The sequence below is a fragment of the Pseudomonas sp. 7P_10.2_Bac1 genome, assembly GCF_025465935.1.
GTDB lineage: Bacteria > Pseudomonadota > Gammaproteobacteria > Pseudomonadales > Pseudomonadaceae > Aquipseudomonas.
Map to the genome: position 1 here is coordinate 23,545 of NZ_JANLNV010000079.1, position 13,037 is coordinate 36,581.

A 13,037-nucleotide genomic window follows, 5' to 3' on the forward strand; every position below is an offset into this window, starting at 1 on the left:
GTGGCGATTGTCGCATGAGTCCATGGTTTAGCCTTCTGTTCTTACGGATTTATGCGGACAATCGCGCCTTTGAGTGTCGGAGCCCGGAATGAAAGCTAACTGGGATATTTTTTGCAGTGTGGTCGATAACTACGGCGACATTGGCGTGACCTGGCGTCTGGCCCGGCAACTGGCGGCAGAGCATCAGGTACCTGTGCGGCTATGGGTCGATGATTTGCAGGCGTTTGTGCCGTTATGCCCTGAAGCCGATGCCAATGCGGCCCAGCAATGGCAGCAGGGCGTGGACGTGCGCCTATGGCCCAAGGAGTGGCAACCGGTCGAGGCCGCTGACGTGGTGATCGAAGCCTTCGCCTGCACCTTGCCCGAAGCTTATCTGGAGGCCATCAAGGCGCGGGAACACCCGGCGCTGTGGATCAATCTCGAGTACCTGAGCGCAGAGGACTGGGTCAGCGGCTGCCACGGTCTGGCGTCTCTGCGACCTGACGGCTTGAAGCGCACGTTCTTCTTCCCGGGCTTTGAAGCCGGGACGGGAGGGTTGTTGCGCGAAGCAGACTTGCTGGCCCGGCGCCGCTCTTTTGAGCAAGACCCGAACGTCAGGCAGGAGTTTTTGCAAAGCCTGGGCGTCGTGGCGGCGGACAACGCCCGCCTGATATCCCTGTTTGCCTACGAAAACACCGGGTTGGCCAGTTGGTTGGACGCAATGGCGACGGGGACTACGGCCATTCACTTGCTGGTGCCGCAAGGGCGAATCATGGGCGACCTGCTGAATTGGCTTGAAATCGACGAACTGGCGTTGGGGCGTGTCGAGCAACGCGGGTTACTGACTGTGCAGGCGTTGCCGTTCGTCCGACAACAAGATTACGACCGCCTGTTATGGAGCTGTGATTTCAACGCCGTGCGCGGCGAAGACTCGTTTGTCCGCGCGCAATGGGCGGGACGGCCCTTTTTGTGGCACATCTACGAGCAGGAAGAAGACGCGCACTGGGTCAAGCTCAATGCGTTTCTGGCGCTGTACATCAAGGGCCTGTCGCCCGCTGCGGCTCAGGCATTTACCGGGTTGTGGCATGCCTGGAATGCCGGCTCGGACATGGCGCAAGGCTGGAATGGCGTGCTCGAGCACTGGCCTGAAATCACCGAGCACGCCGAACAATGGTGTCTGGAGCAGGCATTGCAGGCTGATCTTGCGCAAGCGCTAGTACTGTTTTATAGAAATTGGATATGATACGCGGCCTAGATTTTTGTAAATCTCAATCCAAATTCGGATACTCGTAATGAAAACTGGTAAAGAGCTTAAACCCGGTACAGTGATTCGTATCGACAACGATCCTTGGCTGGTTCAGAAAGCTGAGTTCACCAAGTCTGGTCGTAACAGCGCAATCATGAAGACCAAGCTGAAGAACCTGCTGACCGGTTACAAGACTGAAACCGTATACAGCGCTGACGACAAGCTGGATGACGTGATCCTGGATCGCAAAGAAGCGACCCTGTCCTTCATCAGCGGCGACACCTACACGTTCATGGACACCACTGACTACACCATGTACGAGCTGAACGCTGAAGACATCGAAGCCGTTCTGCCATTCGTTGAAGAAGGCATGACTGACGTGTGCGAAGCCGTCTTCTTCGAAGAGCGTCTGGTTTCCGTAGAACTGCCGACCACTATCGTGCGTCAGGTTGACTACACCGAAGGTTCGGCACGTGGCGACACTTCTGGCAAGGTGATGAAGCCTGCCAAACTGAAAAACGGCACCGAGCTGAGCGTTGCTGACTTTATCGAAATCGGCGACATGATCGAGATCGATACCCGTGAAGGTGGTTCCTACAAGGGCCGCGCCAAGTAATTCTGGCGTAAACCGCACGATGAAAAACCCGACGTTACTGTCGGGTTTTTTTATTCGTGAAATTATCCGCCGGGCGCGGTTTAACGCTTTGCCCCGTGAGAGTGACTGGTTAGCATGGCCGCTCTGATCGAGGGGCAGCAATGTTTATAGATTTAACGATGTACGCCGTTCTGGGCCTTGCCCTGGGTGCGCTGGGCGGGTTGTTCGGGATTGGTGGCGGCTTGATCGCGATCCCTGTTCTGGGGTTATGGTTCGGTCTGGACCAGCAGATCGCGCAAGGTACCGCTCTGGTGATGTCAGTCCCTAACGTGTTCCTGGCGCTGTACCGCTATCACCAACGCAACAAAATCGATCTGCGCCAAGCCTTGCCGCTGGTCACGATGAGTTTTTGTTTTGCCTGGCTGGGGGCAATGCTCGCAGTCGGGGTCGATGCTCGGCTGATCCGCTGGGGCTTCATCGTCTTCTTGCTGTGCATCACCCTCTATAACCTGATCAAGCTTTACAGCTCAGCGGCCCAGCCTGTGGCCGGTTCGCGCTATGGCTGGCCCTGGTACGGCGTGCTCGGCGCCGTTGCCGGCACCACGGGCGGTTTGTTTGGTGTGGGCGGGGCAGTAGTCGCGGCGCCCGTGCTGACCAGTCTTTTCGGCACTACTCAGGTCATGGCCCAAGGCTTGTCACTGGCGTTGGCGGCGCCCAGCACCGCCGTCACCTTGCTGACCTATGCCGTACATGGCGAAGTTCACTGGTTGATGGGCGTTCCCATGGCAATCGGCGGCTTGCTGAGCATCAGTTGGGGCGTCAAGGTGGCCCACGCTCTGCCGGAGCGCCTGCTGCGCGGTCTGTATTGTGCCTTTTTGCTGTTGTGCGCCGCGCTGTTGGCGATCAAAGCTTGAAGCCTTCGACGATGTAGTCGGCGAAGCATTCAATGATCGGCGAGGTGGTGCCGGTCTGTTTGCGCAACAGCACAATGCTGGCGGAGGGTAATTGGGGCAGGTTTTCTGCTTCGCCAATGATGCGCAAGTCCGCCGGCAGCAGGCTTTGCAGCTGTGCTGTCACCGCCAGCCCGGTGCTCACCATCGCATTGATCGCCGACAGGCTGGCGCTGGTGTAGGCAACCCGGTACTCGCGCTGCACCAGGTCCAAGGCATTGCAGGCCCAGGTGCTGCAAAAGCAGTCGGTATTGAACATGGCCAGAGGCAAGGGCGTGCGTTCGTGGGGGGCGAAGCCTTCGGCGACCATCCACACAAAGCGCTCCTGACGCAGAATCTGCCCGGTCTCAGTGCCGGGCTCGCACGTCACAATGGTCAGGTCCAGATCATTGCGCTGTAACAGCAGAGCTGATGGCTCGCAATGCACCTCCACGTTGATCAGCGGGTAATCCTGGGCGAAGCGCGACAAAATGCCGGGTAAAAAACGCATGACGTAATCGTCCGGCGAGCCAATTTTCACAGTGCCGACCATTTTCGGCTGGCTAAGGGTATTGAACACTTCACTGTGCAGTTTGAGGATGCGCCGCGCGTACCCCAGTAAAACCTGACCTTCAGGCGTGAGACTGACCGTACGCCCATCGCGCTGAAACAGCGTGCATTGCAACACGTCTTCTTCCAGTCGCTTCATTTGCATGCTGACCGCCGATTGCGTGCGATTGACCGCTTCTGCGGCGCGGGTAAAGCCACCGTGATCGGCAATGGCGGCGAAAGTGCGCAGCAAATCAGTGTCGATACTCGGAAAACCGGCCATTCATCAATCTCGCAGATGGGTCACATAAGAAACATTCGTTGGATTGATCTTATCCCTAGGTCGAGACTTGAGCCATTCCCATGGAGGACTCAAGTGATGAAAGGTCAAACAGGCGTCAAATGGTTGGCTCGTATTACGCGCTGGCATGAACTGGCCCGCGAGCGCGCGGCGCTGCGGCGCATCAGCGATGCGGGGCTCAAGGATTTGGGCCTGAGCCGGGCAGACATCGAAGTTGAGAGTCATCGGCCGTTTTGGGACGATCCGCTGAGCAAGTGATGTTTGCATGGGGCCATGTGGAAGCGGGCTTGCTTGCGATGTCGTCAACTCGATTTAGCTGAAAAATAGAGTCGCCTGCATCGCGAGCAAACCCGCGCCCATGGCTTTTAGCGTTTTACTTGCTTCAAGGTTTCGGCAATCAGGAACGCCAGTTCCAGTGACTGATCGGCGTTCATGCGTGGGTCGCAGTGGGTGTGGTAGCGGTCAGACAAAGCGTCTTCAGTGATCGGGTTGGCACCGCCGATGCATTCGGTCACGTTTTGCCCGGTCATTTCGATATGGATCCCGCCCGCGTAGCTGCCTTCGGCCTCGTGGACCTGGAAGAACTGTTTCACTTCGCCGAGGATCTGCGCAAAGTCGCGGGTCTTGTAGCCGCTGCTGGCCTTGATGGTGTTGGCGTGCATCGGGTCGCAACTCCAGAGCACTTTTTTACCTTCGCCTTCTACTGCGCGGATCAATTGCGGCAGGTGGTCGCCCACCTTGTTGGCACCCATGCGCACGATCAGGTTCAAGCGGCCTGGGTCGTTGGTCGGGTTGAGGATGTCGATCAGGCGGATCAGTTCATCGGTGTTCATGGTCGGGCCGACCTTGACCCCGATCGGGTTGTTCACCCCGCGCAAAAATTCGACGTGGGCGCCGTCGAGCTGACGGGTGCGGTCGCCGATCCACAGCATGTGCGCCGAGCAGTCGTAGTAATCGTTGGTCAGGCTGTCGCGACGCACGAAGGCTTCTTCGTAGTTCAGCAGCAGCGCTTCGTGGGCGGTAAAAAAACTGGTTTCGCGCAACTGCGGCGAGCTGTCCATGCCGCATGCGCGCATGAAAGCCAGGGTTTCGTCGATACGGTCGGCCAGTTGGCTGTATTTTTCAGCCAGCGCCGAGTTGGCGATAAAGTCCAGGTTCCACTTATGCACTTGGTGCAGATCGGCAAAACCGCCCTGGGCGAAAGCCCGCAGCAAGTTCAAAGTGGCGGTGGACTGGTGGTAGGACTGCAACAGACGCTCTGGATCGGGCACACGGCTTTGTTCATCGAAACCGATGCCGTTGACGATATCGCCGCGATACGCTGGCAGCGTGACGCCGTTGATCGTTTCATCGTTGGCCGAGCGCGGCTTGGCGAACTGGCCGGCCATGCGCCCGACCTTGACCACCGGGCAGCCCGCAGCAAAGGTCATGACAATGGCCATTTGCAGCAACACTTTGAAAGTGTCGCGGATCTTGGCAGCCGAAAACTCAGCAAAACTTTCAGCGCAATCACCACCTTGCAACAGAAACGCCCGACCTTGAGTGACCTCGGCAAATTGACGGCGCAGCTCGCGGGCTTCACCGGCGAACACCAGCGGAGGGAAACTCGCCAGGCTTTGCTCGACTCGTAGCAAGTGAGCGGCGTCAGGGTAGTGGGGTTGTTGCTGGATCGGCAGGGCGCGCCAGCTGTCGGGGCTCCAGGGTTGGCTCATCGCAGACTCTAGTGTCGAAAGGGGATGGCGCATGTTAGCAGCAATTAGTGCGTGACCTGTTGCGCTGCAATGGCTGACAATTGTGCCTTTGCGCTCGGCATCGAGTGGTGGTTTTAGCGCGTTGGTGGTGTGTGCCGGAGCGCGGCGAGGAGAGGCAATGTCTGAGGAGCGCGTAGAGCGCCTGCTTGCTGAGGTCCATGATGACTTCGGCATGATTCGAGTATTTGAAGTGGAAGACTACCGCTTCCTCGAGTTCGGTGATGCGATCGAGCAGAGCTGTGTGTTCACCACCGATCCCAGCTGGCTGGAGTACGACTACACCCGTGCCATGCTGATCGGCGCCTTGTGCCATGCAGCGCCGGAAAGCGCCTTGTTTCTCGGGTTGGGGGCCGGCACTCTGACCCAGGCCTGTCTCAAGTTCTTGCCCCTCGAAGACGTCGAAGCCATTGAATTGCGCCCGGATGTGCCACGCCTGGCCATTGAATACATGGGGTTGGACGATGACCCGCGGCTGTACATTCGCATTGGCGATGCCGTGCAGATGCTCCCCAGCGCAGAGCCGGCGGACCTGATCTTTGTCGACCTGTATAACGATCTGGGCCCCGCGCCTGGCCATCTGGCCTGGACGTTCCTTGAAAACTGCCAGAAAAAGCTCTTGCCCAACGGCTGGCTGGTGATCAACCAGTGGGCCACCGATGACGGCAAACCGCTGGGTGCTGCTCTGTTGCGCGGCCTGTTCCATCGTCACTACTGGGAGCTGCCGGTCAAAGAAGGCAATGTGATCTTGCTGGTGCCCAGCGATCTGGACCAGACCCTGGACCTGGACGCGTTGACTGCGCGGGCGCAAACCTTGGCATCACGTTTGGGCTATTCGCTGGAGTCGCTGATCAAGGCCATTCGCCCTGCGACCTGATGCTTGGTGATTAATCGTTTTAGCGACAGCCCCGCAATAGCCGGGCGGAGGCCATTTTTGCGAAGCCCAAATTATCGCAAAAGCCCGGTCTACAGAGGCATACAGACGATCGAGTGTTAAAAAAGCGCTTCTTTTTTGTGATAAATCCGGTATAGTGCGCGCCGGCCTTTAGCCGGGCCACGTTTAGGTGTCGCATTTCCCGAAGTACCCTTCGGCTGCTCGTCCGTTTCGCGGACAACCCTGAACGCTCCATTCATTTAACGTTTTCGCAAATCCCCGACGACAAAGCAGCCAGGGCGACTCTAGAGTCTTACACGGCATGCGCAGCTTTGAAGCATGGGTCTTTGCGGATGCACTTAGAGGCAGACCCATGACCCAGGAAACCAGCGGCTTCGCCGCTTTTGATCTTAATCCGAACATTCTTGCAGCCGTCATCGCGACTGGCTACGAAGAGCCTTCGGCTATTCAGCAGCAATCGATCCCGATCATTTTGGCCGGTCACGACATGATTGGTCAGGCGCAAACCGGTACGGGTAAAACCGCCGCTTTTGCCCTGCCTATCCTCAATCGCATCGATCCTGCAAAGCGCGAACCGCAAGCCCTGATCCTGGCGCCAACCCGTGAGTTGGCGCTGCAAGTAGCAACCGCTTTCGAAACCTACGCCAAGCAAATGCCGAGCGTTAACGTTGTGGCCGTTTACGGCGGTGCGCCCATGGGCCCACAACTGAAAGCAATCCGTAATGGCGCGCAAATCGTTGTCGCCACTCCGGGCCGTCTGTGCGACCACCTGCGTCGCGACGAAAAAGTACTGGCGACCGTGAACCACCTGGTTCTCGACGAAGCTGACGAAATGCTCAAGCTGGGCTTCATGGATGACCTTGAAGTGATCTTCAAGGCTTTGCCTGCTACCCGTCAGACGGTATTGTTCTCGGCAACCCTGCCGCAGTCGATCCGCGCCATCGCCGAGCGTCACCTGCGTGACCCGCAGCACGTCAAGATCCAGACCAAGACTCAGACCGTTACCGCGATCGAACAGGCTCACCTGTTGGTTCACGCTGACCAGAAGACCTCGGCTGTATTGAGCCTGCTGGAAGTTGAAGACTTCGACGCGCTGATCATGTTCGTGCGTACCAAGCAAGCGACCCTGGACCTGGCCAGCGCCCTGGAAGCCAAAGGCTACAAAGCCGCTGCGCTGAACGGTGACATTGCCCAGAACCAACGTGAGCGCGTAATCGACTCCCTCAAAGATGGCCGTCTGGACATCGTTGTGGCGACCGACGTAGCGGCACGTGGTCTTGACGTACCGCGTATCACCCACGTGTTCAACGTGGACATGCCGTACGATCCAGAGTCCTACGTTCACCGTATCGGCCGTACTGGCCGTGCCGGTCGCGAAGGTCGTGCATTGCTGCTGGTGACTCCACGTGAGCGCCGCATGCTGCAAGTGATCGAGCGTGTAACCGGTCAAAAGGTTGCTGAGGTCCGCCTGCCGGACGCTCAAGCCGTTCTCGATGCTCGCATCAAGAAACTGACCAACAGCTTGGCGCCACTGGTTGCTGATGCTGAATCGACCCACGGCGATCTGCTGGATCGCCTGACAGCCGATATCGGTTGCAGCCCGCGTGCACTGGCCGCTGCTCTGTTGCGCAAAGCCACCAACGGTCAGGCTCTGACCCTGGCAGCCATTGAACGTGAGCGCCCACTGGTACCGAACAGCACTCCGCGTGAGCGCAGTGGTGATCGTCCAGAGCGTGGTGATCGTGAGCGTCGTGCTCCAGCTCCACTGGCTGAAGGCCGTGCCCGTTGCCGTACCGCGCTGGGTGCGCGTGATGGTATCGCTGCCAAGAACCTGCTGGGCGCTATCCTCAACGAGGGTGGCCTGGCGCGTGAAGCCATCGGTCGCATTCAAGTGCGTGATAGCTTCAGCCTGGTAGAACTGCCGGAAGAAGGCCTGGAAAAACTGCTGGCCAAGCTCAAGGACACTCGTGTCGCTGGCAAGCAGTTGAAACTGCGTCGCTACCGCGAAGATTAATCACTGTTGCAGTGATTGATCGCTAAAAAAATCCCCGACTGGTTCGGGGATTTTTTTTGCCTGCGATTCCATTGAAACCCCCGGCATGCATCCCGTAGGGCAGAGTTTGCCTCGCGATCTTTTGAGCATTGAAAGATCGCAAGGCCGATGTGCGACGTTTTTATCCAAACCGATAAATGTCCATCCCCAGCGCGCCCAGGGTCCAGCCCTGATGGGCAATGCTGAACGGGCCGCCGGCACCCCGAGCAAAGTACAGCGGCAACAAGTGCTCATCACTGGGATGGTTTTTAGCCGCAAATGGCGCCTGCTGCCGGTACTGGTGCAAGGCGCTCTCATCTTCGGCGACGAGCTTTTCAATCATCCAGTCGCGAAACGCCCTGGCCCACGGCTCGACGCTTTCCGGGCCGGCATGCCAGTCCAGTTCACGCAGGTTGTGAGTGATGCTGCCAGAACCAATGATCAAGATGCCTTCGCTGCGCAAACCGGCCAGAGCCTGGCCCACTTTGTTCAAGCCCGCAGGGCCTAGCCGGCTGGGCAATGACACCTGTACCACCGGGATGTCGGCCGCTGGGTACATCAATGACAACGGCACCCAGGCACCATGGTCGAAAGGGCGCTGGTCATCCAGTTGTGCGGGCAGGCCGTGTTCGCCTAGACGTTTTACGATACGTGCGGCCAGTGCCGGGTCGCCCGGTGCGGGGTATTGCACGTTGTACAGCGCGCGCGGGAAGCCACCAAAGTCATGCCAGGTGGGTGGTGCGCTATGGCTGGCAACCTGCAGGTCGGCACTCTCCCAGTGCGCTGACACCAGCACGATGGCCTTGGGTTTAGGGAGTTCGGCTGCCAGGCGCTTCAACGCCGGGCCGCTTTCACCAGGCTCCAGTGCTAGCATCGGTGAACCGTGCGAGATGTATAGGCTGGGCAGCATGGGTGGGTCCTCAAGGTTAAGATGAGACATCTTCAACCTGATCATTGATCTAAATCCAATATAAGTTTTAATACTTATTCATCGAATTTACAGGTGATTCATGCAACCTGATTTTTGGCACGCTCGCTGGGAGCGCAATCAGATCGGCTTTCACGTAGACACGGTCAACGCTGACCTGGAGCAGTTCTGGCCAGCATTGGCGTTGGAGGAGGGCAGCCGGGTCCTGGTGCCGTTGTGTGGCAAGAGCCTGGATGTTAGCTGGTTGGCAGCCCAGGGTTACGAAGTATTGGGCGTAGAGCTGTCGCAGATCGCCGTAGAGCAGTTTTTTCGCGAGCAGCAGGTCGAGCCTCAGGTGAGTCAGCAAGGTGCCTTCAGGGTGTACGAGGCGGGGCCTGTTACACTCCTGTGCGGTGATTTCTTTGCATTGGAAGCACAGCATCTGGAGGCCTGCACGGCGGTGTATGACCGCGCAGCACTCATTGCCTTGCCGCCCGACATGCGCGAAGCCTATGCGAAGCAGCTCAATACGTTGTTGCCCCAGGCCTGCAAAGGCCTGTTGATCACCCTTGACTACGACCAGGCACAACGCAATGGACCGCCTTTTTCAGTGCCGGATGCTGAAGTTCAGCGCCTTTTCGCATCTGCTTGGTCGCTGCGCGAACTCAAGCAGGTTGATGTGCTGGGGCAGGAGTGGAAGTTTGTACAACATGGCGTCACACGCCTTGATGAGCGGGTTTATCGCCTCGACAAAACGTCGCGGGTTTAAATCGCAGCCACAAAAAAGGGCGACCGAAGTCGCCCTTTTCAGTGCCTGCCCTGGCTATCAGCCACGACGACGCAGTGCATCGATACGTTCTTCCAGAGGCGGATGGCTCATGAACATCCGCGCCAGGCCTTGCTTCAGACCGCCGTTGATACCAAAGGCGGACAAGGTGTCCGGCATGTGCACCGGCAGGCCTTGCTCAGAGCGCAGGCGCTGCAGTGCGCTGATCATGGCGCTGGTCCCGGCCAGGTGAGCACCGGCTTCGTCAGCCCGGAACTCGCGGCGGCGCGAGAACCACATCACGATGGCGCTGGCCAGGAAACCCAGTACCAACTCCGCGAAAATGGTCGCTACATAGTAGGCAATGCCACGGCCTTCATCGTTCTTGAAGATCACTTTATCGACGAAATTGCCGATGATACGGGCAAAGAACATCACAAAGGTGTTCACCACGCCTTGCACCAAGGCCAGGGTCACCATGTCGCCATTGGCGACGTGGCCGATTTCGTGAGCCAGTACGGCTTTCACTTCATCGGGCGAAAAACGCTCAAGCAAGCCCTGGCTAACCGCAACCAGAGCATCATTTTTGTTCCAGCCGGTGGCAAAGGCGTTGGCCTCGTAAGCCGGGAAAATCCCCACTTCAGGCATTTTGATCCCGGCTTCGCGGGACAATTGTTCAACGGTTTGCATCAGCCATTGTTCGTGGCGTGTACGAGGTTGAGTGATCACCTGGGTGCTGGTGCTCATTTTCGCCATCCATTTGGAGATGAACAGCGAGAACAAAGACCCGGCAAAACCAAAGACCGCACAGAACACCAACAGCTGATTGAGGTTCAGATCAACCCCGTTGGCCGCCATGAACCCGTTAAAGCCGAACAGGCTCAGGGTGATGCTGGCAATCAGCACGACCGCCAGGTTAGTGGCCAAAAACAGCAGAATGCGCATCATGGTTGTAAGAATCTCCTCGTCTTAAGGGTGTTGCTGCATGCGGGTATATAAGGTGCTGCCTCGGGCTATTCAACCAAGTGACTATTTCAAACTGTGTCCTACAGGTCGAATCGAAAGCCTCGCCTGATTTTTCCTGATATGAATTGCCGCTTTATTCGGGCAAAAGATTGGCCCAAAGCCAATAAATAAAAGGCTTTGCCCTTATTCGATGTTTTGGGGAGTGAAGAAAAGGTAGGGAAAGGTGACAAATGAAGAATCTTTCAGTGGACACACGCTGTGCGACTTTTCATATGTCGCACAGCGTGTTCAGAAATTACTGACGATAGGTCTTCAGGAAGTTACCGATCCGTCCGATGGCCATGTCCAATTCGTCAACCCGTGGCAGGGTCACGACACGGAAATGGTCGGGCCATGGCCAGTTGAACGCAGTGCCCTGGACCACCAGCAGTTTTTCCGAAAGCAGCAGATCCAGGACGAATTTTTCGTCATTGAGGATCGGGCACACTTTTGGGTCGATACGCGGGAATGCGTACAACGCGCCCATTGGTTTCACGCAGCTGACGCCCGGGATGTCATTGAGCAATTCCCAGGTACGGTTGCGCTGCTCCAGCAGGCGTCCGTTGGGCAGTACCAGGTCATTGATGCTCTGGTAGCCACCAAGGGCGGTCTGAATGGCATGCTGGCTGGGCACGTTGGCGCACAAGCGCATGTTGGCCAGCATGTCGATGCCTTCGATGTAGCTCTTGGCGTTTTGCTTGGGGCCGGAAATCGCGATCCAGCCGGAGCGGAAACCTGCCACCCGGTACGACTTGGACAAGCCGTTGAAGGTCAGGCATAGCACGTCCGGTGCCAGCGATGCGGTGCAGATGTGCACGGCATCGTCGTAGAGGATCTTGTCGTAGATTTCGTCAGAGAACACCACCAGGTTGTGCTGGCGCGCCAGTTCGAGCATGCCCAGCAACACTTCCTTGGAATACACCGCGCCCGTCGGGTTGTTCGGGTTGATGATCACCATGGCTTTGGTATTTGGGGTGATCTTGGCCTTGATGTCTTCAAGGTCTGGCCACCAGTTGGCTTGCTCGTCGCACAGATAATGCACAGGATGGCCGCCAGCCAGGGTCACGGCTGCAGTCCACAGTGGGTAGTCCGGGGCGGGCACCAGTACTTCGTCGCCGTTATTGAGCAGTGCTTGCAGCGACATCACGATCAGCTCGGACACGCCGTTGCCCAGGTAGATGTCTTCAATACCGACACCTTCGACCTGCTTTTGCTGGTAGTACTGCATCACCGCCTTGCGCGCGCTGAACAGCCCTTTGGAGTCGCTGTACCCTTGGGCGGTTGGCAGGTTGCGGATCACGTCTTGCAGGATCTCGTCCGGCGCTTCAAAACCAAAAGGTGCCGGGTTGCCGATATTCAGCTTGAGGATGCGCTGACCTTCCTCTTCCAGACGTTTGGCGTGCTTGAGCACTGGGCCGCGAATGTCATAACAGACGTTGGCGAGCTTGTTTGATTTGCTGACCTGCATGGCGATGGGATCCCGAAAATGAACGATCCAGGCAAGGTGAACACCTCGTCACTGGGGAATTCTGCGTTGGCGAACACCGCTTTGCCTCAAGAATCCGTTTGAATGCAGATAGAGCGGGTGCCAGACTGGCGCATAACGAGGCGCAATCATACGTGCCACCCGCCCCCTGGAAAAGCCACCGGTCGGGGTTTTTCAGTTGCAGAGGTAGAACCATGGAAAAGTTGAACAAAACCCTGGACGAATGGAAAGCCATGCTCGATCCAGAGCAGTACAACGTGTGCCGTCTCAAAGGCACCGAGCGACCGTTTTCGGGTAAATACAACGCCACCAAAACCGATGGCATCTATCACTGTGTCTGCTGCAGCGAACCGTTGTTTGACTCACGCACCAAGTTCGATTCGGGCTGCGGCTGGCCGAGCTTCTACGCGCCGATTGGCGAGAGCGCGATGGTCGAGATTCGCGACACCAGCCACGGGATGATCCGCACCGAAGTGGTGTGTGCCAAATGTGATGCTCACTTGGGCCATGTCTTCCCTGATGGTCCGCCACCAACCGGGCTGCGCTACTGCATCAACTCGGTGTGCCTGGACTTGGTTCCACGCGCCTGAGTTCTCCCT

At 57.6% G+C, this 13,037-nt stretch carries 13 protein-coding genes; 8 read left to right on the forward strand and 5 right to left on the reverse strand.

Features of this window, described 5'->3' with window-relative positions; genetic code table 11:
* The first annotated feature begins 88 nt into the window (after window positions 1-88).
* The 3 genes from earP to NTD86_RS16700 all read left to right on the forward strand — a co-directional run bounded on the left by earP (window position 89) and on the right by NTD86_RS16700 (window position 2,734).
* Window positions 89-1,222, forward strand: coding sequence for an elongation factor P maturation arginine rhamnosyltransferase EarP (gene earP, locus NTD86_RS16690; protein WP_262203811.1), 1,134 nt, complete (start codon window positions 89-91; stop codon window positions 1,220-1,222).
* Between the two features lie 49 nt (window positions 1,223-1,271).
* A complete protein-coding gene (locus tag NTD86_RS16695; protein ID WP_048368748.1) occupies window positions 1,272-1,841 on the forward strand; it encodes an elongation factor P in 570 nt (189 codons plus the stop codon).
* A gap of 140 nt (window positions 1,842-1,981) precedes the next feature.
* Window positions 1,982-2,734, forward strand: coding sequence for a sulfite exporter TauE/SafE family protein (locus tag NTD86_RS16700; RefSeq protein WP_262203812.1), 753 nt, complete (start codon window positions 1,982-1,984; stop codon window positions 2,732-2,734).
* Here NTD86_RS16700 and NTD86_RS16705 read toward each other — a convergent pair.
* Complete coding sequence (locus tag NTD86_RS16705; protein ID WP_262203813.1) at window positions 2,724-3,581, reverse strand: LysR family transcriptional regulator; 858 nt, start codon at window positions 3,579-3,581, stop codon at window positions 2,724-2,726. The two genes, NTD86_RS16700 and NTD86_RS16705, sit on opposite strands and share 11 nt — an antisense overlap.
* A gap of 96 nt (window positions 3,582-3,677) precedes the next feature.
* Here NTD86_RS16705 and NTD86_RS16710 point away from each other — a divergent pair, with 96 nt between their 5' ends.
* A complete protein-coding gene (locus tag NTD86_RS16710) occupies window positions 3,678-3,857 on the forward strand; it encodes a DUF1127 domain-containing protein (protein ID WP_262203815.1) in 180 nt (59 codons plus the stop codon).
* Window positions 3,858-3,964: 107 nt separating this feature from the next.
* Here NTD86_RS16710 and NTD86_RS16715 read toward each other — a convergent pair whose 3' ends face one another.
* On the reverse strand, window positions 3,965-5,311 hold the full coding sequence (locus NTD86_RS16715; RefSeq protein ID WP_262203816.1) for a class II 3-deoxy-7-phosphoheptulonate synthase: 1,347 nt from the start codon (window positions 5,309-5,311) through the stop codon (window positions 3,965-3,967).
* A gap of 157 nt (window positions 5,312-5,468) precedes the next feature.
* On the opposite strand from NTD86_RS16715, the gene NTD86_RS16720 reads away from it, so the two are divergent.
* Together NTD86_RS16720 and NTD86_RS16725 are read left to right on the forward strand one after the other, a co-directional pair.
* Window positions 5,469-6,224: a spermidine synthase gene (locus tag NTD86_RS16720; RefSeq protein ID WP_262203817.1), complete on the forward strand. Its 756-nt coding sequence runs from the start codon at window positions 5,469-5,471 to the stop codon at window positions 6,222-6,224.
* A gap of 370 nt (window positions 6,225-6,594) precedes the next feature.
* Window positions 6,595-8,256: a DEAD/DEAH box helicase gene (locus NTD86_RS16725; protein ID WP_262203819.1), complete on the forward strand. Its 1,662-nt coding sequence runs from the start codon at window positions 6,595-6,597 to the stop codon at window positions 8,254-8,256.
* Window positions 8,257-8,416: 160 nt separating this feature from the next.
* Here NTD86_RS16725 and NTD86_RS16730 read toward each other — a convergent pair whose 3' ends face one another.
* Window positions 8,417-9,184 carry a DODA-type extradiol aromatic ring-opening family dioxygenase gene (locus NTD86_RS16730; RefSeq protein WP_262203820.1) on the reverse strand — a complete coding sequence of 256 codons (768 nt, stop codon included), beginning with the start codon at window positions 9,182-9,184 and terminating at the stop codon, window positions 8,417-8,419.
* Window positions 9,185-9,284: 100 nt separating this feature from the next.
* Between NTD86_RS16730 and NTD86_RS16735 the strand changes: the two genes are divergently transcribed.
* Window positions 9,285-9,950, forward strand: a complete 666-nt coding sequence (locus NTD86_RS16735) for a thiopurine S-methyltransferase (RefSeq protein ID WP_262203822.1) — start codon at window positions 9,285-9,287, stop codon at window positions 9,948-9,950.
* Window positions 9,951-10,007: 57 nt separating this feature from the next.
* On the opposite strand, the gene htpX is transcribed toward NTD86_RS16735, so the two are convergent.
* Both htpX and NTD86_RS16745 read right to left on the reverse strand, forming a co-directional pair.
* The gene (gene htpX / locus NTD86_RS16740; protein ID WP_262203824.1) at window positions 10,008-10,895 is read right to left on the reverse strand and encodes a protease HtpX; all 888 of its coding nucleotides are present in this window, start codon (window positions 10,893-10,895) and stop codon (window positions 10,008-10,010) included.
* A gap of 313 nt (window positions 10,896-11,208) precedes the next feature.
* Window positions 11,209-12,420 (reverse strand): pyridoxal phosphate-dependent aminotransferase, encoded by a 1,212-nt coding sequence (locus NTD86_RS16745; protein WP_262203826.1) that lies wholly within the window; start codon window positions 12,418-12,420, stop codon window positions 11,209-11,211.
* A gap of 212 nt (window positions 12,421-12,632) precedes the next feature.
* On the opposite strand from NTD86_RS16745, the gene msrB reads away from it, so the two are divergent.
* On the forward strand, window positions 12,633-13,028 hold the full coding sequence (gene msrB, locus NTD86_RS16750; RefSeq protein WP_262203827.1) for a peptide-methionine (R)-S-oxide reductase MsrB: 396 nt from the start codon (window positions 12,633-12,635) through the stop codon (window positions 13,026-13,028).
* The last annotated feature ends 9 nt before the right edge of the window (window positions 13,029-13,037 follow it).

Coding starts and splice junctions, on each gene's coding strand:
- NTD86_RS16720 (WP_262203817.1), top strand. CDS start 5,469: ATGTCTGAGGAGCGCGTAGAGCGCCTGCTTGCTGAGGTCCATGATGAC.
- NTD86_RS16735 (WP_262203822.1), top strand. CDS start 9,285: ATGCAACCTGATTTTTGGCACGCTCGCTGGGAGCGCAATCAGATCGGC.
- NTD86_RS16695 (WP_048368748.1), top strand. CDS start 1,272: ATGAAAACTGGTAAAGAGCTTAAACCCGGTACAGTGATTCGTATCGAC.
- NTD86_RS16700 (WP_262203812.1), top strand. CDS start 1,982: ATGTTTATAGATTTAACGATGTACGCCGTTCTGGGCCTTGCCCTGGGT.
- NTD86_RS16725 (WP_262203819.1), top strand. CDS start 6,595: ATGACCCAGGAAACCAGCGGCTTCGCCGCTTTTGATCTTAATCCGAAC.
- NTD86_RS16705 (WP_262203813.1), bottom strand. CDS start 3,581: ATGGCCGGTTTTCCGAGTATCGACACTGATTTGCTGCGCACTTTCGCC.
- earP (WP_262203811.1), top strand. CDS start 89: ATGAAAGCTAACTGGGATATTTTTTGCAGTGTGGTCGATAACTACGGC.
- msrB (WP_262203827.1), top strand. CDS start 12,633: ATGGAAAAGTTGAACAAAACCCTGGACGAATGGAAAGCCATGCTCGAT.
- NTD86_RS16730 (WP_262203820.1), bottom strand. CDS start 9,184: ATGCTGCCCAGCCTATACATCTCGCACGGTTCACCGATGCTAGCACTG.
- NTD86_RS16715 (WP_262203816.1), bottom strand. CDS start 5,311: ATGAGCCAACCCTGGAGCCCCGACAGCTGGCGCGCCCTGCCGATCCAG.
- NTD86_RS16710 (WP_262203815.1), top strand. CDS start 3,678: ATGAAAGGTCAAACAGGCGTCAAATGGTTGGCTCGTATTACGCGCTGG.
- NTD86_RS16745 (WP_262203826.1), bottom strand. CDS start 12,420: ATGCAGGTCAGCAAATCAAACAAGCTCGCCAACGTCTGTTATGACATT.
- htpX (WP_262203824.1), bottom strand. CDS start 10,895: ATGATGCGCATTCTGCTGTTTTTGGCCACTAACCTGGCGGTCGTGCTG.